Source organism: Halorubrum xinjiangense, assembly GCF_900102375.1.
Lineage (GTDB): Archaea > Halobacteriota > Halobacteria > Halobacteriales > Haloferacaceae > Halorubrum > Halorubrum xinjiangense.
In genome coordinates, this window is sequence record NZ_FNBO01000005.1 from 96,094 (window position 1) to 117,829 (window position 21,736).

Genomic DNA, 21,736 nt, shown 5'->3' on the forward strand with positions numbered 1-21,736 from the left:
TTCTCGATTGTCACGGGGTGAGAACCTGCCGTCGGTGCGGGAGGCGACCGCGGGCGTCGTCGCGACCGATCAGGAGGAGCCGTCGCGGCCGATCAGGAGGAGTCGTCGCGGCCGATCAGGAGGGGCCGTTGCCGCCGCTCAGAAGAGCCCGTCGACCGCCTCGGCCGCGAGGTCGACGGCGCCCTCTAAGTCCGGGCCAAGCGGCGACCCGACGACGAGCCCGTCGGCGTGGTCGGCGACCGCGGCGGCGCGCTCCCTGACGGTCTCGGGGGTGCCCGCCATACAGAAGGCGTCGATCATCGCCGGCGTCACGCGCTCGAAGGCGGCGGAGAACTCGCCGGCGGAGACGCGCTCGCCGATCTCCGAGGCTGCGTCCGGGTCGATCCCGTGGCGCTTCAGGACTGGCGGCGCCGCGCCCGCAGTGATAAAGGCGACCGGGGGGCGGGCGGCCTCGCGAGCGGCGGCCCCGTCCTCGGCGACCGAGACGGCGGCGTACGCGATGAGGTCGAATTCGCCACGATGGTCGGGCCGGTCGGCGAGGCCGTCGTCGACCTGTTCGCGGGCCCACGCGAGGTCCTTGGGGTGCGAGCCGTTGTACAGCAATCCGTCGGCGTGCTTCGCGGCCATCCGGCACATGTGCGGTCCCTCGCCGCCGACGTGGACCGGGATGTCGGCTCCCTGCGGGGGCTCGTAGTTGAGGCCCGCGTCCGCGGCGTCGAAAGTTCCCTCGTGGTCGATCCGCTCGCCGGCCCACAGCTTCTGGGCGGTCTTGAACGCCTCCAGGACGGGGCGGAGGCCGCGCTCGTCTTCGAGGCCGAGGTTCGCCAGCGTCGAGGGGTCGCCGGGGCCGAGGCCGAAGACGGCGCGGCCCTCGGAGGCCTCATCGAGGGTCGCGACCTTCGAAGCGAGCGTCACGGGGTGGGTCTCGTAGGGGTTCGCGACGCCCGGACCCAGTCGGACCGAGTCCGTGGCGGCCGCGAGCCGCGAGAGGAACGCCCACGGGTCGCGGTTGTTGTAGTGACACGTCGAGTAGACGGCGTCGTAGCCGGCGTCCTCGGCGCGGACGCCGAGGTCGACGAGGCGGTGCAAGTCGTGTTCGGGGGTGAGTTCGATGCCGAGCATGATTATTCGTCGAAGGTCCACTCCCGCAGCGCCTGCCGGACGAAGTCGCCCTCGACCTCGCGGAAGTGGTTGTCCGAGCCCTCGTGGTCGCCGAACGCCCAGTCGCGGACGACGACGACCGGGGTGCCCCCGTCGCCCTCGCCCGCGACGAGGTTGGCGGCCGCGGCGAGCTCGTCGATCACGTTCTGGACGGTGACGCCCATCTCGCGGCCGTCGCGGTCGCGCTCGCCGCGCCAGTCGCGGCTCGCCGGCAGGCCGGCCCAGCCGATCGCGACGCCGCGCTGCCCGTGGCGGAACGGGCGCCCGCAGGTGTCGCTGACGACGACGCGGTCGGCCGCGAGCCCCTCGCGGATCCGTTCCGCGCTCTCGGAGGGGCGCTCCGGGAGCAACAGCAGGTCGCCGTCGGGGACGTTCGAGCGGTCGATTCCGGCGTTGACGCCGATGTGCCCGAAGCGCGTCGCGGTGAGAAGGAACGGCGCCTCCATGACGAGCTCGGTCGACTCCTCGATGACGGCCTGCGCGAAGCGCGGGTCCTTCTCCTCGCCAGCGATCTCCGCGAGCCGGTCGGCGATCTCGTTCGCCCGGGGGCCGGCCGGGAAGTCGTCGAGGTCGAAGACCCGGCCCTCCGCCTTCGAGACGACCGTGCTGGCGACGACGACGACGTCGTCCGCGCGGAGGTCGACGCGCTCGCCGATCATGGCCGCGAGGTCGTTCCCCTCCCGGATCTCCGGGAGGTCCGGAACCGCGAACAGCTCCATGCGATCCCCTGCGCGGCGACGAGGAAAAACCCCGCCGGTACCGGGCCGGTTTGACGGTATCAGGGGTGTCGTGTGGGCGATGAGAGACGACAACATAATATAAGCATCAATTAGATACTTCGGATGCGACACCACGTTATTGGTGGTATATACTGTCTTATTAAACGAATATTAGGAGGTACTCGGAATAACGAGAGATTCAGCCGAATGCTTTTCAGCGGCGAAGCGAGACTTTAACATGCGATGTGTGAACAATCGACGAAAGACGAACCCGAGCCGATCGGAACGCAGACGCGCGTCCCGACGGAAACCGACGACGATGAACCGATCGTGACGCGGACCCGCGCCCCGTGACGCGTCGCGGGCGTCGACTTCGCTCATTTTTCTGCTGCCCCCGTCCGCACCGCTTATACGCGGCTCCGCCGAACGCGGGGTGTGGACCTCCACGTCCGGTACGAGGGCGACGACGACCCCGACAAGTGTACGGCCCGGAAGCTCGCGCGCTTCGACCTCGCCGAGCTCTACCGCTCGGACCGCGCCACCCCGTACGGCGTCGTCCTCAACCCCCACGCGGAGCGGGCCCTCTCGCCGGCCGACGCCGAGCGGGCCGCGGAGAACGCGCTCGTCGCGCTCGACTGCTCGTGGGAGTCGGCGGGCGAGAAGACCTTCTCGCTGCCGGGCGATCACCGCGCGCTCCCGTACCTCGTCGCCGCCAACCCCGTGAACTTCGGGCGCCCGATGCGGCTCACGACGGTCGAGGCGTTCGCGGCCGCGCTCGTCATCCTCGGCGACCGCGACCACGCCGAGCGGATCTTGGCGAAGTTCACGTGGGGCGAGACCTTCCTCGAACTCAACGCGGAGCCGCTCCGGCGGTACGCCAACTGCGAGGACTCGGCCGACGTCGTCGCGATCCAGCAGGAGTACCTCGACCGCGAGTAGCCGCGACGCGGTCCGGGGCCCCCCGCGCCGATACCGGCACCGAACGCGGTCGCGGCAAGCCTTTTGCGTGAATCGCCCGTACTGTGAGGCGATGGTATCCACAGGCGACGCCGCACCCACGTTCACCGCGACGGTCGGCACGAGCGATCACGAGCCGTTCGACCTCGACGAGGAGATCGGCGACGGGCCGGTCGTGCTCGCGTTCTTCCCCGGCGCGTTCACGCCGCCGTGTACGAACGAGATGGTGGCGTTTCAGGAGCGCGCCGACGCGTTCGCTGACTCCGGCGCGACGCTGTTTGGGGTCAGCGCCGACTCACCCTTCTCGCAGGGCGCGTTCCGCGAGGAGCACGGGATCGAGTTCGACCTCGTGAGCGACATGGCCGGCGACGCGATCGGCGCCTACGGGCTAGAGATCGACATCGCCGAGCTGGGCCTCCACGGCATCGCCAACCGCGCCGTGTTCGTGATCGACGACGACGGCCAGGTCGTCTACGACTGGGTCGCCGACGACCCGACGAACGAACCCGACTACGACGCGGTCCTCGACGCGGTCGAGAGCGCGTAATACGAGACTCGTCGTGGAGTAGTCGGCTCCAGTGTCGTTCCGGTCATCTTTTTATAAAAAACAAGGAGAATACCCGCGCCTTTAGGCGCGGGATGAATCCGACATTCCAGCCAACAACCCACAAACGACACTCTCAGCGGATATTCAACTTCCAGTCCCTAGTTTTAATTTCCATGCTCTCATAACTGGTTATGAATCACAGAACGATGCTGAAGACAACCCGCACCTACGTCGCACGCATTACGAACCACAGTCAGGTTCATGATGACTTGGACCAGTGTGGGTTCGCCGCATCGAAACTGTGGAACGTCGGACGCTACTACATCCAAGATCAGTGGGACAAAACCGGTGAGATACCCGACGAAGCCGAGTTGAAATCGGAGTTGAAAGACCACGAACGCTACAGTGACCTACATTCTCAGTCAAGTCAGCGAGTTCTCGAAGAGCTTGCTGAGGCGTTCACGGGCTGGTACAACTCCGACGACGGGAACAACCCACCCGGCTACCGGAAATGTGGCGACGACCACCCCCGCTCCACTGTCACGTGGAAGAAACGGGCCATCAAACACGACGACAAACACGGCCAACTCCGCCTCTCGAAAGGGTGGAACCTGAAAGAGTCGCGGTCTGACTTTATCCTCGCAGAGTATGAAACCCGTCCTGATGTAGAAGTCGAAAACATCCAGCAGGTGCGGGCCGTCTGGAACGGCAACGAATGGGAATTACACCTTGTCTGTAAGAAAGAGATTCCAGTCGAAAACGCACCGAGTGACAAGACGGCGGGAATCGATCTCGGCATCAGCAACTACCTCGCCATCGACTATGAAGACGGGGCGAGTGAACTGTATCCGGGGAATGTGCTGAAAGAGGACAAGCACTACTTCACCCGCGAGGAGTACCAGACCGAAGGGGAAAGCGGACCGTCGAAGCGTGCGCGGAAAGCCCGGCAGAAACTCTCCCGACGCAAAGACCATTTCCTTCACACGCTCTCGAAACACATCGTTGAACGCTGTGTCGAAGAAGGAGTCGGGAAGATTGCGGTTGGCGACCTCAGCGACATCCGCGAGGATGAGAACGGCGATTCGCGGAACTGGGGTGCCTCGGGGAACAAGAAACTCCACGGTTGGGAGTTCAACCGATTCGCTCGTCTCCTTGAATACAAGGCCGAAGAACACGGTATCCTCGTTGACCGTGTAGATGAGAAGAACACGAGCAAGACGTGTTCGTGTTGCGGACAGATTCGTGACAGCAACCGAGTGGAGCGTGGTCTGTACGTCTGTTCGTCGTGCGAGACGACGATGAACGCAGACGTGAACGGAGCGGTGAATATCCGCAGAAGGATAACTCAAAATCCCCCGACGGGGGATATGAGTAACGGCTGGTTGGCACAGCCCGGAGTCTTCCTGTTCGACCGCGAGAGCGGACGGTTCACACCGAGAGAACAGGGAGACTGTAAACCCTAATATCCCAACGCTCGGGATTCCTCCGCCTTCAGGCGGAGGAGGATGTCAAAAAACGTTGCGGCGCCCGTAGTGACGGATCTTTCCAAAGCCCCAGCCGCTCACTTATATATTGTTGCTCGCTGACCGGCGGAGAACGCCTCCAAAGCCCCAGCCGCTCACTTATATATTGTTGCTCGCGGACCGCCGGAGAACACCTCCAAAGCCCCAGCCGCTCACTTATAAATTGTTGCTCGCGGACCGGCGGAGAACGCCTCCAAAGCCCCAGTCGCGACGGCTCGCGCGCCTTGCTGCGCGCCTCGCTCGTTCGCTTCGCTCACTCGCTGCGGTGCTTACTACGGCGTGCTTCGCCCTCGCGACTGCCCCTTTGAGTCCCGCCCCGCACAGCACCGCCCCGCACCTCACGCCTCCCCAGCCTCGTCGGTGGTCCTCCGCGTCGCTCCGGACCACCGACTCCCTCGCACGCGCTCCTCGCGGCCGCCGATGGCGGCCGCTCGGAGGCGCGCGCCAGTGTGGAAAATACCCCTTCCGACTCCTACAAAACGGACGGTCTCGAAAAACCGCGTTCACTCCCCGACGACGCCGCCGATAGCGCCCGCGAGCGCCGAGTCGACCGCGAACAGCAGCGTCAGGAACAGCCCGACGACCAGCACGCCGGCGCCGCCGAGCAGGCTCCCGAGCGGCCCGCCGACCCGCGGCTAAATACTCGCCGTCTTGGTTAGCATAATCGGCTCAGTTTTTAATAACTATTTATATAATCCGCCGCTAAGATCGTAGCCGAATTAATAACGCTGCGGCCGATAGGGTGAGACAATGAGCGACTCACGCGAATCGACTGGTCCCGACGACGGGGCGACAGATCGACCCGCCGGCGGGGAAATAGACGGCCCGGACGGCGCGAAGCTCCGGCTCCTGGTGCCGGACATGGACTGCTCGTCGTGCGCGGGGAAAGTCGAGGGTGCGCTCGACCGCGAGGGGGTCCTCTCGCTCGATACCCGGCCCACGACGGGCGTCGTCGTCCTCACGTACGACCCCGACGTGACGGACGTCGAGGCGCTGACGGCCGCCGTCGAGGACGCGGGCTACGCCGTCGCGGACGCGGAGTCCGACGGCGTCGCCGACGACCTGTTCACGAGCCCCCGGGCGATCGGCACCGCGGTCGGCGGCGTCTTCCTCGCGGTCGGCCTCGTCCTGGAGTGGCTGCTCCCCGGACTCGACCCGACGTTCGCCACTATCGGCGGCGCCGGCTTCCTCGGCCCGTGGGCGGTCACCGGCGCCTCGGTCGCGTTCCTGCTCGCGGTCGCGGTCGCCGCGCCGCCTATCCTCCGGAACGGGTTCTACTCGCTCCGGGGGCTGAGCCTCGACATCGACCTGCTGATGAGCGTGGGCGTCGTCGCCGCGCTGCTCGTCGACCTCCCGTTCGAGGCGGCGACGCTCGCGGTGCTGTTCTCGGTCGCGGAGCTGCTCGAACGCTACTCCATCGACCGGGCGCGCACCTCCCTGCGCGAGCTGATGGAGCTGTCACCCGACGAGGCGGTCGTCATCCGCGACGGCGACGAGGAGACGGTACCGGCCGAGAGCGTCGCGACGGGCGAGCGATTGGCGGTGCGGCCCGGCGAGCGCGTCCCGCTCGACGGGGTCGTGAAGGAGGGCTCCGGCGCGGTCGACGAGTCGCCGATCACCGGCGAGTCGGTCCCCGCGGAGAAGGAACCGGGCGACGAGGTGTACGCCGGCTCGATCAACGAGGCCGGCTACCTCGAGATCGAGGCCACCGCGCCCGCGAGCGAGTCGACCATCGCGAAGGTCGTCGAACTCGTCGAGGCCGCGAACGGCGAGGAGACGCGCGCCGAGCGGTTCGTCGACCGCTTCGCGGGCGTCTACACCCCGATCGTCGTGGCGGGGGCGATCGCCACGGCGACGCTCGGGCCGGTCCTCGTCGGCGGCGGCGCGGAGACGTGGTTCGTCCGCGGACTCACGCTCCTCGTCGTCGCGTGCCCATGCGCGTTCGTTATCTCGACGCCCGTCAGCGTCGTCTCCGGCGTGACCGCGGCCGCCCGCAACGGCGTCCTCATCAAGGGCGGCGAACACCTGGAGGCCGCGGGCGACGTCGACGCCGTCGCGCTCGACAAGACCGGGACGCTCACGCGCGGCGAGCTGTCGGTGACCGACGTCGTCCCTCTCGGCGACCGGGACGCTAACGACGTCATCGCGTGCGCGACCGCCATCGAGCAGCGGAGCGAACACCCCGTGGCGGCGGCGATCGTCGCGCGCGGCGCGGGGGCCGGTGCCGAGCCCGACGACGCGGACGCAACCGACGACGTCGAGATCACGGGCTTCGAGGCGCTGACCGGCGAGGGGGTCCGCGCCGACCTCGACGGCGAGACCCACTACGCCGGCAAGCCCTCGCTGTTCGAGGACCTCGGCTTCGACCTGAGCCACGCCCACGTCCGCCCGGACGGCGGGGTAGTCCGGGAGCGCGGCGCGGGTGAAGAGGACGCGTCCGACGACGCCGGCACGGGCGTCGGGGCGGAACCCGAACCCTGCGACCACGGCCAGTACCTCGACCTCGCGAGCGAGACGATCCCGCGGCTTCAGGCCGAAGGGAAGACGGTCGTCCTCGTCGGGACCGAGACGGAGCTTGAGGGCGTCATCGCGGTCGCGGACACCGTCCGCCCGGAGGCGGCGTGGGTCGTCGACCGGCTCCATGACCTCGGTATCGACCGCGTCGCGATGCTTACCGGCGACAACGAGCGGACCGCCCGGGCCATCGGCGACCGCGTCGGCGTCGACGAGGTGCGCGCGGAGCTGCTCCCGGACGAGAAGGTCGCGGCCGTGCGCGAACTCGCGGCCGAGACGGAGGGCGGCGTCGCGATGGTCGGCGACGGGATCAACGACGCGCCGGCGCTCGCGGCCGCTGACGTCGGGATCGCGATGGGGGCCGCCGGCACCGACACCGCCATCGAGACCGCCGACGTGGCGCTGATGGCCGACGACCTGACGCGGCTCCCGTACGTCGTCGACCTCTCCTCGCGCGCGAGTTCGACGATCCGGACGAACATCGGCGCCTCGCTCGCCGTGAAGGCGCTGCTCGCCGCGGGCGCCCCGCTCGGCTACGTGAGCGTCGCGATGGCCGTCGTCGTCGGCGACATGGGGATGAGCCTGGGCGTCACCGGCAACGCGCTCCGCCTCGGCAACGTCGAGCCCGCCGAGCCGCCGACGGCGGACGCAGAGGCCGCAGAGTCGAACGCGGAGGCAGCGTAAGCTCGGGTGACGACCCCCACGCCACAGGCGACGGCGCCGATGGGTCCGCGTTGACCGGAGGCGATACGACTTTTACTCGGGAGAAAGTTATCTTTGCCATGATAGGCCGCGGGACACGAGTCGGGTTCGTCTGTGACGGCGCGCCGTCGGACGAACAGCGGGCAGCGCTGTCGTGGCTGGAGACGCGGTCGATCGAGACGGTGCGGGTCTCTCCCGCGGAGATCGGCGAAGTCACGGACGGGTGCGACGTGCTGTGGTGGCACCGCGACGCGCCGATCGAAGACGGTCTGCTCTCGGAGGAGACCAGAAACGCTTTCGACGCCTTTCTCGCAGACGGCGGCGGGCTGCTGCTCACGCTTCGAGCGATGGCCGTCGTCGACGACATCGGGATCGATCCGGTGGCGCCGGACGTGGTCGGGACCGAGAGCGTCGCCGAACCGACCGGCGTGCTCTGGCGGACGCTCTACGACGACCATCCGGCGGTAACGGCGTTCGATTCGATTCGGATCCCGACCTGCGATCGGGGTGCGGTCCCGACGGCTCACTACGAGAGCGTTGTGCCTTCGCACGGCGAAGTACTCGCGTCGACCGTCCGCGGTGACCGGGACGTACCGAACGAGATGACCGCGGTCTCGTGGGACCGCGGCGGTGGCGTCATCGGCGTCGGTGCGCCGGTGGCGTTCGACGAGCCCGCGGCCGAGCCGATCGCCGACGCGCGCTCGGAGCTCGTCTCCGGGTGTCTGTCGGCGGTCGACGGCGGCGGCGACCAGCCCGGCCGTCCGAAGACGGCGGACGAGCTGACGGCGATGCGAGAGGCGTTCGCCGACGACCCGACGCGGCCGCGCTATCACTTTACCCCGCCGGCGAACTGGCTGAACGATCCGAACGGGCTGATCCGGTGGGACGGGCGGTACCACCTGTTTTACCAGTACAACCCCGCGGGGCCGTTTCACAACGCGATCCACTGGGGCCACGCCGTCAGCGACGACCTCCTTCACTGGACCGACGAACCGGTCGCGCTTTCGCCGTCTCCAGACGGTCCCGACCGCGACGGCTGCTGGTCGGGATGTGCGGTCGACGACGACGGAACGCCGACGGTCCTCTACACGGGCGGCGACGGACGCTGGCAGCTCCCGTGTCTCGCCACGAGCGCGGATCCTGGCCTCCGCGAGTGGGACAAGGACTCGGGGAATCCAGTGATCGAGGAGCCGCCGTCCGATCTCGACCTTCTGTCCACGGAGGACTGGGAGATCGAGTTCCGCGATCACGCGGTCTGGCGGGACGGCGATACGTGGTACCAGCTCATCGGTAGCGGCGTCGCCGACCGAGGCGGGACGGCCCTCCTATACGTGTCGTCCGATCTCCGCGAGTGGGAGTACGAGAGGCCGCTGCTGACGGGAGACGACGGACACGGTGCCGTCTGGGAGTGTCCGGAGCTGTTGGACCTCGGCGAGCGGTCGCTCCTCCACGTCTCCAACTACGAGGAGGTCGTGTATTTCGTCGGGGAAATCGACGACGGGGGGTTCGATATCGCCCACCGGGGCGTGCTGGATCACGGCGACTTCTACGCGCCGCAGTCGCTCCGAGACGGCGATCGATACCTGACATGGGGGTGGCTTCCCGAAACGCGCGGGACGAGCGCCCAGTGGGACGCCGGGTGGTCCGGGGCCATGTCCCTCCCGCGGGTGCTTTCGCTCGGCGACGACGGACGGCTCCGGCAGCGGCCCGCCGCGGAGGTGGATCGGCTTCGACGGGACCGACTGTCGACCGCGGTCCCGACGGTCCTCGACGAGCGCCGCCACGCGCTCGATGTCGGCGGCCGGACGCTGGAGATCGAACTGGAGGTGTCGCTGGAGGACGCCTCGGCGTTCGAACTGTCGGTGTTCGAATCGGCTGACCGAGACGAGCGGACGGCGATCCGCTACACGCGCGAGAGCGAACTGCTAGTCGACCGCTCGGAGTCGGACCGCGAAGGAGTCGGGACGCCCGACGTCCAACGGATGTCCGTGACGCCGTACGACGAGCCCCTGTCGCTCCGGGCGTTCCTCGACGGATCGGTGATCGAGCTGTTCGCCAACGGCCGGCACTGCCTGACCAGCCGGGTGTATCCCGCCGAGGAGAGTACCGGACTGTCGGTGACGGCCGAAGACGGGCGGGCGACGGTCGCCAAGTTCGACGTCTGGGAGCTCGAATCCGCGATCACGCCCGTGACAGGGTTGGCCTCCGCGGCGCCCGACACGGAGTCTCAGTAGTTGCTCTCTGGGTATCCGACGGTCCGGTGGCGATCCATCCGGGCGTCCAACAGATCGACGTAGCCGTCGTCCGAGCCGACCGCTTCGGGAGGCTGATACTCGTCGGTGTCCGGGAGGTCCTCCTCCGACGTGGGGATATGCCAGTGCGCGAGCGTGCCGTGGATCCGCGTTCGATCGTCGGTGACGTCAAGCCGGAGCGTCGGACTCAGTGTCCCGCCGAACCAGCGTCGCTGCTCGGCCTCCGAGAGGTCCGCGATGCCGTCGAGCGAGTCGCCGGCGAACTCGCGGTAGTTGTAGAAGCTCTGAACGAGTATCTCGTCCCGGTACGGAAACGCCATCCAGGAGTACGCCTGGAAGGGGACGCTCGCCGGGTTGGTCACGACCAGCCCGGACCCGTTCAACGGCTCGTACTCCCCTCGGAGCGAGTCCGCGACGAACCCGTAGAGGCCGTCGAAACCGCGGAGACCGGGCGAAAAGGTGTGCATATGGCTCGAGAAGAAGAGGTAGTATCGGCCGTCCCGGATCACGACGTGGGGGCGTTCGAGCTCCTGGTTGACACAGACGCCGTCCAGGAGCGGCGGCTCGAGCTCCCAGTCGAGCGGGTCGCCGCTCGGGGACGTGGCGACCCCGACGCACCCGTTGAACTCCGCCTGGGCCTCGTCGCCGTCACACCGGTCGCTGTCGACGGGGACCGGCGTGTTCGCCTCGAACAGGAGGTTCGTTTCGCCCGTCTCCGGGTCCTCGAAGAACCAAGGGTCGCGGAACGTGTAAATCATCCCCTTCGATTGGTTCTCGTTCTCGTACCACTCCCCGTCGGGTTCGAGAATCGTCTCGTGGCGCCAGGGCCCCTCGCTCCACACACCGTCCTCGTCGGCCTCGAACCGGCCGCCGTGGCCGACGGCGATGCGCTGCGTGTAGTTCAGCTCGTCGGCCGACTCGTCACCGGCGGCGGTGTAGTACAGGTACAGCTCGCCGTCGTCGTACAGCGCGGAGCCGGCCCACTGACGCTGGCCGAGCGCGTCGGACTCGAACACGGTGTTGCCGCCGTGCCACTCGGTCCCGTTCCGGGAGTAGAAGAACCGGATCTCCGCGACGTCGTGGCGCTTTCCGGGAAGGAGTTCCTCCGAAGCGGTCAGTGAGAAGAGCACCCGCCAGCCGTTGATTTCGGCGATTTCTCCGTGTCGGTCCCGGAGTAACCACGTGTCCCAGATGTGGAGGTCGGCGGCGGGGTCCTCTGGCGGCGGTTCGATGACCGGTGCGACGGTTTCGGGCGTGCGTTCGAGCCGGCCGGCCTGCGATCTCGTCCACTGCGGCGGGAGCCAGCCCTCCGTGCTCCGTCGGCTGTCGGTGTTTCTCTCGCTCATGTTCAGTTACGCTCCAGTCCGTGGTAAATTCACTTATCGTTCCCGGTCCGAACTGTGCGAGCCGCACGTCGACCCCCCGACGCGCTCGGCCGCGGCGCCGGATCGGGGTTAGTCGTACGTGTACAGCCGGACCTCGCAGTCCGGACAGACGAGCGTCTCGGACGGCTCGTCGCCGGCGCCGGTGTGGCCGCCACAACACGACATGTCCGTGCCCCGTTCCAAGGCGGTCCCGCAGTCCGGACACGAGTCGAGGAACAGTCGGTTCGTCCGCGCCGCCGCCAGCCGAGTCTCGTCGTCGTCGAGGTGCGGTTCGGTCGCCCGGTAGCCGGCGAGCTCGGCGATCGCCACCGGGCGGCTGAGCCAGGTCTCGTCCGTCACGCCGCCGTCCTCGGGACCGAGCGCGATCCAGTCGTCGTCTATCGTCCGCGCCTCGGCCGCCGGGGAGATCGCGAGCGCGGCGCGAGCCAGCTTCTCCGTGGTGCCGTCGCGAAGTCGGTCCATCTCCGCCCGCCACCGCTCGTCGAACGCCGCTGTGGGAGCGACGGTGTCCCCGCCGACCTCGAGGACGCCGGTCTCGACGAGCCGGTCGAGCAGATCCTCCGGATCGGCGGGAGCGCTTTCGGTCCCCAGCGACCCGCCGCCGTTCGGAGGCTCGTCCGCACCCCGCGGCGGCTTGTCGAAGAGGGTCTCCCCGCCCGGGACGGCGGCGACCAACGGCGGGGCGAACCGCGGGGTGCCCGGAATCAGGTACCCGCGAAGCCAGACCAGCGCCAGGCCGCCCACCGCGACGGCGACACCCACCGACGGCGTGACGACGGCTCCCAGCGCCGCGCCGGCGACACCGACGAGGGCGACGTTGACGACCGTACACGGCCAACAGCGGTTTTCGCCGGTGTGGTCCGACCGCCGGAGACCGGAGACGAACGACGAGCGCATCCAGCCCAGATACCCGCCACCGGGGCATCAACGTTCCGCCGCCGCCGATCCTCCACCGACGGTCTCACCGCTCGGCCGCGTACCGCCGTTTCGGCGTGGCTCTCGCCCGCCGGCGTAATTTTTTGTCGCTCGCCTCGGTACCGCGGGCAATGACCGAGATGGAGTACACCACGCTCGGCGAGACGGGACTGGAGGTGTCTCGGCTCTCGCTCGGGTGTATGAACTTCGGGACGGCGGAGCCCTGGATGATCCACGACGAGTCGGACTCCCGGGAGGTCATCGACCGCGCGCTGGAGCTCGGGATCAACTTCCTCGACACGGCCAACGTCTACTCGCGAGGCGAAAGCGAGGAGATCGTCGGCCGTGCTATCGAGGGGTACGATCGCTCGGAGCTGGTGGTCGCGACGAAGGTGTACAGCCGGATGCGCGAGGGGCCGAACGGGAGCGGGCTCTCTCGGAAGCACGTCCTCGACCAGGCCGAGGCGTCGCTCGACCGGCTCGGGACCGACTACATCGACCTCTATCAGATCCACCGCTGGGACGACGACACGCCCGTCGAGGAGGTCCTCTCGGCGCTGGACCACCTCGTCGAGGAGGGAGTGGTCCGCTACGTCGGAGCGAGTACGATGCCGGGATGGAAGTTCGCGCGGGCGCTGTACGCCGCCGACGTCGAGAACCGCGAGCGGTTCGTCTCGATGCAGCCGGAGTACAACGCCGTCGACAGACACGAGGAGGCCAACGTGTTGCCGCTTTGCGCCGCGGAGGGGATCGGCGTCCTCCCGTGGTCCCCGCTCGCGGGTGGCTTCCTGACGGGGAAGTACGAACGAGACGAGGAGCCCGAATCGGGGCGGGCGGCGAGCGACGAGTACACCGCGAGCCGGTTCACCGACGAGAACTGGGAGGTGTTAGCGGAGATCCGCGACATCGCCGACGCGAAGGGGGCGACGCCCGCGCAGGTGAGCCTCGCGTGGCTGCTCCACAAACCTGTCGTCGACGCGCCAATCGTCGGGCCGCGGTCGGTCGAGCACCTCGAGGAGAACGTGGGGGCGCTCGACGTCGACCTGACCGACGCGGAGCTGTCGCGGATCGAGGCGCCGATCACGCCGCGGTGGCCCGCCCCGGGAAAGGACTGATCCGGACGCGGCGTCGCGCCCGCGCCGCGAGCGGGTTCGTCCCGTGCTGCGGTCCGAGCCGCGCCCGTGTCGCCACCTCCCTCTGTGAACTAATTTTTACAACACCCGTTGTAATCCGCAGTAATTATATTAATGATTATTCCTTATGGCCAGGTGATGTCAGACGATACCACACCAAAGGGCGTCTCGCGGCGACAGTACCTCGCGGCGACGGGCGCGGTGGGAGCGACCGGCCTCGCGGGCTGTTCCGGCGGTGGAGACGGCGGGGAGAGCGGGGCCACGGCGGGTACGTCGGGCGACGGCGAGATCGGCGGCACGGTCACGGTCTTCTCGGGGCCCCAGTTCGTGGACGCCGGGTTCCCCGAGGTCCTTCACGAGGCGGGCGTGCCGGACTCGATCACGATCGAGATGACCCGGCCGCCCCAGGACACGGGCAGCAAGCAACAGCAGCTCCGGACCGCGATCAACGCGGAGGAGCCCGACCCCGACCTGGTGTTGACGGACAACGGGTGGACGCTTCCGTTCATCGTCCGCGGCGACCTGGTCAACCTCGAGGCGGAGATGGACGAGGAGTTCATCTCCCGGGTCAGGGACGAGGGGGTCCAGTCGATGATCAACACGGGGACCCACCCCGAGACGGGCGACCTGTACTCGGTTCCGGTGTTCCCCGACTTCCCGACCATCACGTACCGGAAGGACCTGCTTCGGGACGCGGGCTACGACGACTCCGACTTCGACACGTGGCGGGGAGAGCCGCCGACGTGGGAGGAGTTCTCCCAGATCGTCTCGGAGGCCATGGACGGTGCCGACGTCGACTACGGCCACCTCTGGCAGGGGAACAACTACGCCGGGCTGGCGTGCTGTACGTTCAACGAGTTCCTCACGAGCATGGGCGGCGCCTTCTTCGGCGGCCAGGAGAACCTCTTCGGGCCGATCGGCGACCGTCCGGTCACCCTCGACACGCAGGAGTCCGTCGACGGAATCGAGGCCGCGGTCGACACCATCCACGGCACGGGCAGCGCCCCGATGGACATCGGAAGCATCTCGCCGCAAGAGGTGGCCGGCTGGTCCGAGCCGGACACGAAGAGCCTCTTCGAGGACGGCAGCTCGGTCACTCAGCGCAACTGGACCTACTCCATCGGCGGGGCCCTGACCGCCTTCGAGGGGACTGACATGGAGCTCGGCGTGATGCCGCTCCCGCAGGGGCCGAACGGGTCCTGGCACGCGCAGGGCGGCTGGATCATGTCGATGAACCCCTACACCGACAACATGGCGTCGGCGAAGGAAGTGATCAAGGCGTGGTGGGAGGACTCGGTCCTCGAGTACCAGTTCGACACGGCGAACTTCATGCCGCCGAAGCCGGAGCTGTACAGCTACGTCGAGCAGAGCGACACGTACGGCCCGTACTTCGAGGCGCTCCAGTACTCGGCGGAGAACCTCATCCCGCGGCCGACGACGTCGGTGTGGCCGAACCAGCGGGACACCATCGCCAACGAGGTCAACGCGGCGCTTCGTCAGGAGAAGACCCCCCAAGAGGCGGCGTCGGCGATGCAAGAACAGATCTCGGCCGTCGAAGAACAGTCCGGATAAGAAAGCCAGGGATCGGCCCCGGTTCGAGGGGACTCGGGGGCCGAACACACATGTAACATAGACAATAATGATAAATATTCGCACGAGAAACACGCGGGCGATGCTCGTACCACGAAAGCGGGCAATAGCACAGGGAGGTGTTAGTCGGGATGGCAGTTGAACAGGGCAGACCGGAAGTGTCGAGCGGATCCGGCGGGGTCCTGACGCGACTCGGAACGTGGACGGAGAACTTGAGCGAACAGGCGTACGCGTACCTGCTCCTGACTCCGGCGTTCGTGGTTCTGCTGTTGTTCGCGTTCTGGCCGCTGGCGTCGGCCGTCAGGATGTCGTTTTTCGCCGACGTGATCACGGGCGGGAACTTGGGGGAGTTCGTCGCGGTCCAGAACTACGTCCAGCTGCTCACCAACAACAACGCGCTGGCGCCGGCGGCGTTCGTCGACCTCTCGTTTCAGACGCCGATACTGGAACAGGCGCTGTTCATGACGGTCCTGTTCGCCGTGTTGAGCGTCACGGGCGAGACGCTGCTCGGGTTCCTCTACGCCATGCTGATGAAGGCCGAGTACAAGGGGCGGCGGCTCGTCCGCCTGCTCATCATCCTGCCGTGGGCGATTCCGATCGTCATTCAGGGGATGATCTTCTTCCTGCTGTTCCGGCCCGGCTACGGACTCTTAACCGAGCCGCTCCAGCAGATCGGGCTCTTCTCTGATCTCCCCCTGAACACGACGTTCGACAGCTTCGTCATCGTGACGGTGGCGGACATCTGGAAGACGTCTGCGTTCATGGCCCTGCTGATCTTGGCGGGGTTAGAGAGCGTCAACCAGGACCTCTACGAGGTGGCCGACGTGATGGGCGCCTCCCGGTGGCAGCGGTTCCGCTACATCACGTTCCCGCTGGTGTTCCCGGTGTTGATGGTCGCGATGCTGTTCCGGACGATGGGCGCGCTCCGGGTGTACGGCATCATCGAGTCGACCACCGTCGGCTGTTCGACCGTCCCGTCGATGACCTGCCTCGTCACGCAGATGATGTTCGGGTCCTCGACGCTGTACGGCTCCGCGGCCGCCGTGAGCGTGCTGATCGCCATCGTGGTGGGCCTGTTCATCACGGTGTACCTCCTGTTCATCAAACAGAGCAACCAGAGCCTGGGGTTAGCCTAACATGAGCATCGACGCACGCGACCACGAGGACGCGGAAGTGTTCGACGGATCGGGCGACGACGCCGACGACGACGGGGATAACAAGTCCCGCGTCGCGCGGTGGGCGGACGACTGGATCAAGCACCCGGAGAAGGCGTACGCCGTAATGCTGGTGTTCCTCGGCGGCGTCCTGTTGACCACGTCGCTGTTCCCGCTGTACTGGCTGTTCAACGTCGCGATGGCGGCGCCCGGACAGACCGACATCCCGCTGTTCCCGGCGACGGTCGACCTCACGGCGTTCGTTCAGGTGTTCCAGCAGGTCCCGTTCGCGCGGTTCATGTTCAACAGCCTCTTTTACGCGTTCACGGTGACGGTGTTCGTGCTCCTCGTCGGGAGCCTCGCCGGATACGCGTTCGGCCGCCTGGAGTTCCGGGGGAAGACGCCGCTTTTGTTCTCGCTTCTGGTGCTCAGCTTCTTCCCGCCAGCGACGCTTTTCATCCCGCTGTTTCGGGCGTTCAACCAGCAGGTCCCGATGCTGGGACTGTTCACGCTCCCGGTGGAGCTGTACGGGACGCCCGGAGCGGTCGTCACGCCGCTCAGCGCGTTCACCATGCCGCTGGCGATCTTCATCCTGACCACGTTTTACGGCCAGATTCCCGACGGGCTAGAGGAGGCGGCACGCGTCGAGGGGACGACGCGCATCGGCGCGCTGTTCCGCGTGATCATGCCGCTGTCGGCGCCGGGCGTCGCGACCGCCGGGATTCTCACCTTCATCACCGTCTACACCGAGTTCTTCTTCTCGTACCTGATGACCGGCAACAGCGCCGCGGAGTGGGCGCCGGTGGTCGACGGCGTCCTCGCGTTCCAGACGCAGTACACCGTCCGGTACGACCTCCAGGCGGCGGCGAGCCTGATCGCGATCGTCCCGGTCGCGATCCTCGTCGTCGTCGCACAGGACAAGATCATCAGCGGCCTCACGCAGGGAGCCCTCAAGGAGTGATACCAAATGGCACGAGTCAAACTCACCGACGTCACGAAACAGTACGACGACGTAACGGCGGTCGACAACATGAACCTCGACCTGAAGGACGGCGAGTTCATCTGCCTCGTCGGCCCGTCGGGCTGCGGGAAGTCGACGACGCTCGAAACGGTCGCGGGCCTCACCAAGCCCACGTCGGGCGAGATCCTGATCGGCGACCGCGAGGTGACGAACCTCCCGCCGAAGGACCGCGGCATCGCGATGGTGTTCCAGAACATCGCGCTGTTCCCGCACATGGACGTGTACGACAACATCTCCTTCGGGCTTCGGCTGCGGGACTTCCCCAAGGAGGAGATGGATGAGCGGGTCGACGAGGCCGCGCGGGTCGTTCGACTCCAGGGGATGTTAGACCGGATGCCGAGCGAGATGTCCGGCGGCCAGCGCCAGCGCGTCGCGATCGCGCGGGCCATCGTCCGTGACCCGGACGTGTTCCTGATGGACGAGCCACTGGCGAACTTGGACGCCAAGCTGCGCGTCAACATGCGGACCGAGCTCCAGCGGCTCCACAAGCAGCTGGACACGACGATCATCTACGTCACGCACAACCAGGCGGAGGCGATGACGATGTCCGACCGGATCGCGGTGCTCAACAAGGGGGAGCTTCAGCAGATCGCCGCGCCGCTGACCTGTTACAACCAGCCCGCGAACCGGTTCGTCGCCGGCTTTATCGGCTCGCCCTCGATGAACTTCTTCGACGCGACCGCCGGCGACGGCTCCCTCGACGCGAACGGCTACTCCATCTCCTTCGACACCGCGGCGGTCGACCGTCTGGGGGCCGACGACCCGGTGGAGGTCGGCATCCGCCCGGAGGACATCTACCTCGAGCACAACAGCGTAGAGGCCGAGGACCCGAGCCGGACGTTCTCGGTCGAGACCGACGTGCTCGAACCGATGGGCGACGAGATATTCGTCTACCTGAAGCCGATCCTCGAATCATTCGACGAGGAGACCGCCGACTTCGAGGAGCGCCAGGGGCTGTTGATGAGCGTGGACCCCGCGACCGACATCGGCGAGGGGGAGCACGTCGAGGTCGTCTTCGACCGGGCCCGGATCCACCTGTTCGACGACCAGACCGGCGACGCGATCTCGCACGGCGTCGTCTCCGACGCGGACGTCGAAGCCGGCGACGACGGCGTCCAGGTCGACTGAGCCGCTCACCCATCACCACCAGCTTTTAGAGCCGGTACACGGCGGCCTCGTACGGCCGGAACGCACTTCCCGTCGGGTCGGTCGGCGACTCGTCGTAGTTCCCCGCGAGCGTCTCGACGGCGGCCGACTCGATCGCGTCCGGTTCGATCGCGTCCGGTTCGAAGGTCGCGGCCTCGTCGGACCAGTTGAGCACGATAAACAGGCGGTCGCCGTCGAGGGTTCGGGTGTACGCGTAGATGCTGGGGTGGTCCGGCAGGAGGAGGTCGTACTCGCCGTACACGAGGGCGTCCTCCTCGTGTCTGAGCTCGATCAGTCGGCGATAGTAGTGCCAGACGGAGTCCTCGCGGCTCCGCTCTTTCTCGACGTTTATCTCGCCGTAGTCGTCGGTGACCGGGAACCACGGCTCGCCGTCCGTGAAGCCGGCGTGTGCCCCGTCGGACCACTGCATCGGCGTCCGGGCGTGGTCGCGGCTCCAGTAGTTCACGAGGTCCGCGACGTCAGCGAAGGAGTCGACGCCGTCGCGGCGGCGGAGCTCCTCGACCGACCCGATCGTTTCGACGTCGTCGATCTCGTCCAGGCTCTCGAACTCCGCGTTCGTCATGCCGATCTCGTCGCCCTGATACACGTACGGCGTGCCGCTCAGGGTCAGCAGGAACGTCGCCAGGAGCTTCGCGCTCTCCCGTCGGTACTCGCCGTCGTCGCCGAACCGGGAGACGATCCGCGGCTGGTCGTGGTTCCCGAGGAAGACGGCGTTCCACCCGCGGCCCCACAGCCCCTCCTGCCAGCGGTCCATCACGCGTTTGAACGTCGGCAGGTCGAACTCCCGCGGGCCGCTGGGGTCCCAGACCCCCTCGGCGCCCGCGTCGACCTCCATGTGCGCCGACTGGAAGAGCATCCCGAGCCCGACCCCGTCGTCGCCGAGGTAGCTCGCCGCCGTGTCGACGTCCGTGTGCGACATCTCGGCGACGGTCATCACGTCGTGCCCGGCCGTCGTCGCGACGATCTCGCCGAGGTACTCCTCCAGTCGCGGCCCGTTGAAAAAGTGCTCCTCGCCGACGACGTCGGCGTCGGGGTCGCCGTCCGGATACCCCGCCGGCTTCGAGAGGAGGTTCAGGGCGTCCATCCGGAAGCCGTCGATATCCTTGTCCAGCCACCACTGGATCATCTCCGTAACGGACCCGCGGACCCGAGGACTCCGCCAGTTCAGGTCCGGCTGGTTCTCGTGGAAGAGGTGGAGGTACCACGCGCCGCGCTCGTCGTCGTAGCTCCATGCCGAGCCGCCGAAGAACGACTCCCAGTTGTTCGGCGGTTCATCGGGAGAGCCCTCTCGCCAGTGGTAGTAGTCCTCGTACCCCGCTTTCTCGCGTCGCGACCGCTGGAACCACTCGTGTTCCGCGGACGTGTGGTTGACGACGAGGTCCATCACGAGGCGGATGTCGCGGTCGTGAAGCGCCGTCCGAAGCGCCTCCCAGTCGGCCATCGTGCCGAACTCCGAGTCAATCGCGCGGTAGTCCCGAATGTCGTAACCGTTGTCCTCCTGCGGCGAGTCATACACCGGACAGAGCCAGACGACGTCGATCCCCAACTCGTCGAGGTAGTCCGCTTTCTGCGTGATTCCGCGGAGGTCGCCGATCCCGTCGCCGTCGGAATCGTTGAAGCTCCGCGGGTAGACCTGGTAGACGACGCTCTCCTTCCACCAGGACCGATCCGGGTCCGTGACGTCCCCTCCGGAGGTCATTGACGGCGAGACGCGCCGCGATGGGTCGGTGTGGATCTCTCCTCGCGCTGTACCGGCGTGTGGTCGACGATGTGACATCGGGGCGAACTCATACAACTCACATCCGAGTATATTTGTAAAAACATACTGGTCGCGGGGGTAGCGCCCACGGACCGTACCGCTCGTGAACCGAGCACCGGCTGCTCACCCCACGCGCCCGAGGGTGTCGCCGGTCGATAGCGACCGTCGCTCCGACCTCAGCGCCGCGAGCGTGAGTCGCTCGGGGTCCGCTCGCGCCCTTGGCCGAATTTTTATATTTTTCATACGTGTGTCTCCGAGTATGGTAGCGCATGACGCGTGAGATCCTCGTCGCCGGCGAGACCCTGATCGATTTCATTCCGGACCGCCCCGGACGGCTCGCGGACGTGGAATCGTTCTCTCGACGAGCCGGCGGGGCGCCGGCCAACGTGGCGGTCGGGCTTGCGCGGCTCGACCGGACGCCGTGGTTCTGTACCGCGCTCGCCGACGACCCGTTCGGCTCGCATCTCGCGCAGGTGCTCGACCGCGAGGGCGTTCCGAACGACTTCGTCACGGAGGTTCCGGACAGCCGGACGGCGCTGGCGTTCGTCTCGCACGGTCCCGACGCCGACCGCGAGTTCACCTTCTACCGCTCGGACACGGCGGACAGGCGCCTCGACACGAGCGTCGTCGGCGACGACGTCCTTGAGTCGGTCGAGGTCGTCGTCGTGGGGGGCGTCACGCTGACCGTCGAGCCGGCGCGGTCGGCGACGTTCGACCTCGTCGAGCGGGCCCGCGACCGAGACTGCTGCGTCTTCTTCGATCCGAACGTCCGCCCCGAGCTGTGGGAGACAGATCCGGCGCCCACGATCGAGCGAATGCTCTCCGAGACGGACGTCCTCAAAGTCACCCGCGAGGACCTCGAGGGCGCCGGCCTCCCGACGACGATCACGGACGTCCTCGCTACCGGACCGGATGCGGTGTTCCTGACAGAAGGCAGCGCCGGCGCGCGGCTGGTCGCCGACGAGGACTCGCGGTGGACCGCCGGCGAGTGGCACCATCCCGGCTACGAGATCGAGGACGTCGTCGACACGACCGGCGCCGGCGACGCCTTTTCGGCCGGGGCGATCGCGGGACTCGTCGACGGCGACGACCCGGGCACGATCCTCGAGTTCGCCAACGCCGTCGCCGCCGCGTCGACAAAGCGCCGCGGTGCGATGGCCGCGCTTCCCGACCGACGGGTCGTCGAGGAGCTGCGCGACGGGTCGTGATCCGCTCTACGTGAGGACTTCGGATACGC

Annotated in this window: 16 protein-coding genes and 1 pseudogene; 11 read left to right on the top strand and 6 right to left on the bottom strand. The window is 67.3% G+C overall.

Annotated features, from left to right (window positions below):
• Window positions 1-138 precede the first annotated feature (138 nt).
• Both F3H13_RS07690 and F3H13_RS07695 read right to left on the bottom strand, forming a co-directional pair.
• Complete coding sequence (locus F3H13_RS07690; protein WP_149798457.1) at window positions 139-1,122, bottom strand: 5,10-methylenetetrahydromethanopterin reductase; 984 nt, start codon at window positions 1,120-1,122, stop codon at window positions 139-141.
• Window positions 1,123-1,124: 2 nt separating this feature from the next.
• A complete protein-coding gene (locus F3H13_RS07695) occupies window positions 1,125-1,880 on the bottom strand; it encodes a coenzyme F420-0:L-glutamate ligase (protein WP_149798458.1) in 756 nt (251 codons plus the stop codon).
• A gap of 435 nt (window positions 1,881-2,315) precedes the next feature.
• Between F3H13_RS07695 and F3H13_RS07700 the strand changes: the two genes are divergently transcribed.
• The 3 genes from F3H13_RS07700 (at window position 2,316) to F3H13_RS07710 (ending at window position 4,847) form a co-directional block, all read left to right on the top strand.
• Window positions 2,316-2,819 carry a DUF367 family protein gene (locus F3H13_RS07700; RefSeq protein WP_149798459.1) on the top strand — a complete coding sequence of 168 codons (504 nt, stop codon included), beginning with the start codon at window positions 2,316-2,318 and terminating at the stop codon, window positions 2,817-2,819.
• Between the two features lie 91 nt (window positions 2,820-2,910).
• Window positions 2,911-3,384: a redoxin domain-containing protein gene (locus F3H13_RS07705; protein WP_149798460.1), complete on the top strand. Its 474-nt coding sequence runs from the start codon at window positions 2,911-2,913 to the stop codon at window positions 3,382-3,384.
• 206 nt (window positions 3,385-3,590) lie between these two features.
• Window positions 3,591-4,847: an RNA-guided endonuclease InsQ/TnpB family protein gene (locus F3H13_RS07710; RefSeq protein ID WP_149798461.1), complete on the top strand. Its 1,257-nt coding sequence runs from the start codon at window positions 3,591-3,593 to the stop codon at window positions 4,845-4,847.
• Window positions 4,848-5,410: 563 nt separating this feature from the next.
• Here the strand turns inward: F3H13_RS07710 and F3H13_RS16710 are convergent.
• Window positions 5,411-5,533, bottom strand: a pseudogene (locus F3H13_RS16710) (DUF5518 domain-containing protein); the annotation flags it as partial.
• Window positions 5,534-5,657: 124 nt separating this feature from the next.
• Between F3H13_RS16710 and F3H13_RS07715 the strand changes: the two are divergent.
• Both F3H13_RS07715 and F3H13_RS07720 read left to right on the top strand, forming a co-directional pair.
• Window positions 5,658-8,105: a heavy metal translocating P-type ATPase gene (locus F3H13_RS07715; RefSeq protein ID WP_149798462.1), complete on the top strand. Its 2,448-nt coding sequence runs from the start codon at window positions 5,658-5,660 to the stop codon at window positions 8,103-8,105.
• Window positions 8,106-8,203: 98 nt separating this feature from the next.
• A complete protein-coding gene (locus F3H13_RS07720; protein WP_149798463.1) occupies window positions 8,204-10,357 on the top strand; it encodes a GH32 C-terminal domain-containing protein in 2,154 nt (717 codons plus the stop codon).
• Here the strand turns inward: F3H13_RS07720 and F3H13_RS07725 are convergent.
• Together F3H13_RS07725 and F3H13_RS07730 are read right to left on the bottom strand one after the other, a co-directional pair.
• Window positions 10,351-11,721, bottom strand: coding sequence for a glycoside hydrolase family 68 protein (locus F3H13_RS07725; RefSeq protein ID WP_149798464.1), 1,371 nt, complete (start codon window positions 11,719-11,721; stop codon window positions 10,351-10,353). The two genes, F3H13_RS07720 and F3H13_RS07725, sit on opposite strands and share 7 nt — an antisense overlap.
• Before the next feature lie 108 nt (window positions 11,722-11,829).
• Entirely contained in the window at window positions 11,830-12,657 is an 828-nt protein-coding gene (locus tag F3H13_RS07730) for a hypothetical protein (RefSeq protein ID WP_149798465.1), read from the bottom strand.
• Window positions 12,658-12,815: 158 nt separating this feature from the next.
• Between F3H13_RS07730 and F3H13_RS07735 the strand changes: the two genes are divergently transcribed.
• The 5 genes from F3H13_RS07735 (at window position 12,816) to F3H13_RS07755 (ending at window position 18,701) form a co-directional block, all read left to right on the top strand.
• A complete protein-coding gene (locus F3H13_RS07735) occupies window positions 12,816-13,790 on the top strand; it encodes an aldo/keto reductase (RefSeq protein ID WP_149798558.1) in 975 nt (324 codons plus the stop codon).
• A gap of 156 nt (window positions 13,791-13,946) precedes the next feature.
• Entirely contained in the window at window positions 13,947-15,380 is a 1,434-nt protein-coding gene (locus tag F3H13_RS07740; protein WP_188128024.1) for an extracellular solute-binding protein, read from the top strand.
• Window positions 15,381-15,529: 149 nt separating this feature from the next.
• Window positions 15,530-16,534: a carbohydrate ABC transporter permease gene (locus F3H13_RS07745; RefSeq protein WP_149798467.1), complete on the top strand. Its 1,005-nt coding sequence runs from the start codon at window positions 15,530-15,532 to the stop codon at window positions 16,532-16,534.
• Between the two features lies 1 nt (window position 16,535).
• Complete coding sequence (locus F3H13_RS07750) at window positions 16,536-17,513, top strand: carbohydrate ABC transporter permease (RefSeq protein ID WP_149798468.1); 978 nt, start codon at window positions 16,536-16,538, stop codon at window positions 17,511-17,513.
• Window positions 17,514-17,519: 6 nt separating this feature from the next.
• Window positions 17,520-18,701 (top strand): ABC transporter ATP-binding protein, encoded by a 1,182-nt coding sequence (locus F3H13_RS07755; protein WP_149798469.1) that lies wholly within the window; start codon window positions 17,520-17,522, stop codon window positions 18,699-18,701.
• Window positions 18,702-18,726: 25 nt separating this feature from the next.
• Here the strand turns inward: F3H13_RS07755 and F3H13_RS07760 are convergent, their stop codons facing one another.
• Window positions 18,727-20,439: a glycoside hydrolase family 13 protein gene (locus F3H13_RS07760; RefSeq protein WP_149798470.1), complete on the bottom strand. Its 1,713-nt coding sequence runs from the start codon at window positions 20,437-20,439 to the stop codon at window positions 18,727-18,729.
• Between the two features lie 329 nt (window positions 20,440-20,768).
• On the opposite strand from F3H13_RS07760, the gene F3H13_RS07765 reads away from it, so the two are divergent.
• Complete coding sequence (locus tag F3H13_RS07765) at window positions 20,769-21,707, top strand: carbohydrate kinase family protein (protein WP_149798471.1); 939 nt, start codon at window positions 20,769-20,771, stop codon at window positions 21,705-21,707.
• The last annotated feature ends 29 nt before the right edge of the window (window positions 21,708-21,736 follow it).